Origin of the sequence: Nocardiopsis sp. TNDT3 (assembly GCF_003427465.1) — a bacterium.
Lineage (GTDB): Bacteria > Actinomycetota > Actinomycetes > Streptosporangiales > Streptosporangiaceae > Nocardiopsis > Nocardiopsis dassonvillei.
The window spans coordinates 1-2,158 of sequence record NZ_QPFC01000814.1 but is presented as its reverse complement, the minus strand read 5'-3'; the positions used below and the strand labels follow the sequence as shown (position 1 = coordinate 2,158).

Below are 2,158 nucleotides of genomic sequence, written 5' to 3'. Positions count from 1 at the left end.
CGGGCGGTGTGCTTGTCCCGGGGGCCGTCTTGGGGGGAGTGTGGGAAGGGAGCACACCACCGTGGTAGTTTAAATTTAAACTACATTGGCAGGCGCCCCGGCGAACTCGACGAAGGGTGAGGGACATGGACGTGCGCCCCGCGGGAATCCACCACGTGACCGCGATCGCCAGCGATCCGCAGGCCAACGCCGACTTCTACCTGCGCGCCCTGGGCATGCGCATGGTCAAGCGCACGGTCAACTTCGATGCGCCCCAGACCTACCACCTCTACTACGGCGACCGCGCGGGCAACCCCGGCACCATCATGACCTTCTTCCCCTGGCCCGGCGCGCCCCGCGGGCGCGTGGGCGCGGGCCAGGCCACCACCACGACCTTCTCCGTGCCCGAGGGCTCCCTGGGCTGGTGGGCCCGGCACCTGGCCTCCCTGGACGTGGAGGCCACCCGTCCCGCCGAGCGCGGTGAGGAGGACGTGTTGAGCCTGCGCGACCCCGACGGCCTGGTCATCGAACTGGCCGCCAGCGCCGACCACCACGACACCGACCCCTGGGACGGGGGAGCGGTACCGCCCGAACACGCCATCCGCGGCATCCGCGCGGTGACCCTGACCGAGCAGGACGTGGAGGGCACCGTCCAGATGCTGGGCGGGCAGCTGGGCTTCCACCTGGCGGATGAGAGCGGGGGGCGCACCCGCTTTCACACCAACGCCTCCGGCCAGGGCGTGGGCACCATCGTCGACGTGGTGGCCGACCCCCGCGCCCCGCGCGGACTGGTCGCCGCCGGAACGGTCCACCACGTGGCCTACCGCGCTCCGGACGGCCCCGTCCAGGAGGCCTGGCGCCAACGCCTGGAGGCCGACGGCGTGGGCGTCACCGAGGTCCGCGACCGCTGCTACTTCACCTCCATCTACTTCCGCGAGCCCGGCGGCGTGCTGCTGGAGATCGCCACCGACGGCCCCGGGTTCGACTACGACGAGCCGCTGCTGGAGCTGGGCCGCTCGCTCAGGCTCCCGCCGTGGCTGGAGCCCGACCGCGAGCAGATCGCCGCCCACCTGCCCGCCCTGGAGACCCGCCGGTGAGCGGCGTCGACGACCTCGTCCACGTCTTCACCCCGGCCACGGTCCCGGACGCGCCCACCCTGCTGCTGCTCCACGGCACCGGCGCCGACGAGCACGACCTCCTGCCGCTGGGGCGGGCACTGGCCCCGGGCGCGGCCCTGCTCTCACCGCGCGGCACGGTGGACGAGAACGGTATGAACCGGTGGTTCCGCCGGGTGCGCGAGGGCGTCTTCGACGTCGAGGACCTCATCGAGCGCACCGCCGACCTGGCCGCCTTCGTCACCGAGGCCGTGCGCGCCTACGACCTGGACCCGGAGCGGGTCGTGGTCAGCGGGTTCTCCAACGGCGCCAACACCGGCGCCGCCCTGCTGCTGCTCCACCCGCACCTGCTGCGGGGCGCGGCCCTGTTCGCGGCCGGGGCTCCGCTGCAGGGGCGCCGACCCGACCCGGTGGACCTGTCGGGGGTGCGGGTGTTCCTGGGCTTCGGCGCGGCCGACCCGATCACCACCGTGGACCAGGCGCGCCTGCTGGCCGACCAGCTGGGCGAACGCGGGGCCCGGGTGCAGGCCGAGGAGCACCCCGGCGGGCACCAGGTGGCGCCCCAGGTGCTGGAGCGGGCCCGCGACTGGTTCGCCCGATCACGGTTTTGACCTGCGCTTCTCCTCGAACCGCGGCGGCGTCCCCTGACCCTGGGCGTCGCCGCTTCGCGCGTCGTGGGCCGTGTACTCCTGTTTATCGCGAAAAAGTCAGCGCGACACTCACCAAAATGGATACCATCGGCAGCGAAATGCACACCCAACGTGACATGGAGTGGTTTTCATGTGCTTGACGCAACGTGCCCTGGCTGGTGCCGCCGCCGGTGCCGTCCTGGCCACCGTCCTGCTGGTCGGCGCCGCCCCGGCCTCGGCGGACTCCGTGTCCACCGGGTTCTCCCGCCCCCTGCACTTCTTCAGTGACGAGGGCTTCCTCGACGACATCATCGACAACATCACCATCACCGTCTGAGCGCTGGCCCCGCGGGCCTGACCGCCGCCTTCGCCGGACGTCCACGACGTCGTCCCTCCCCTGGGTGGACGTCCGGCGAAGGCGGCGGTCAGGCCCGC

General features: G+C 72.3%; 3 protein-coding genes. All 3 read left to right on the top strand.

Features of this window, described 5'->3' with window-relative positions; genetic code table 11:
- Positions 1 to 125: 125 nt before the first annotated feature.
- Complete coding sequence (locus DQW06_RS19875; RefSeq protein ID WP_013153241.1) at positions 126 to 1,076, top strand: ring-cleaving dioxygenase; 951 nt, start codon at positions 126 to 128, stop codon at positions 1,074 to 1,076.
- Positions 1,073 to 1,705 (top strand): alpha/beta hydrolase, encoded by a 633-nt coding sequence (locus tag DQW06_RS19870; RefSeq protein ID WP_117199086.1) that lies wholly within the window; start codon positions 1,073 to 1,075, stop codon positions 1,703 to 1,705. The genes DQW06_RS19875 and DQW06_RS19870 overlap by 4 nt, the downstream gene beginning before the upstream one ends.
- Positions 1,706 to 1,874: 169 nt before the next feature.
- Positions 1,875 to 2,060: a hypothetical protein gene (locus DQW06_RS19865; RefSeq protein WP_013153239.1), complete on the top strand. Its 186-nt coding sequence runs from the start codon at positions 1,875 to 1,877 to the stop codon at positions 2,058 to 2,060.
- Positions 2,061 to 2,158: the final 98 nt, after the last annotated feature.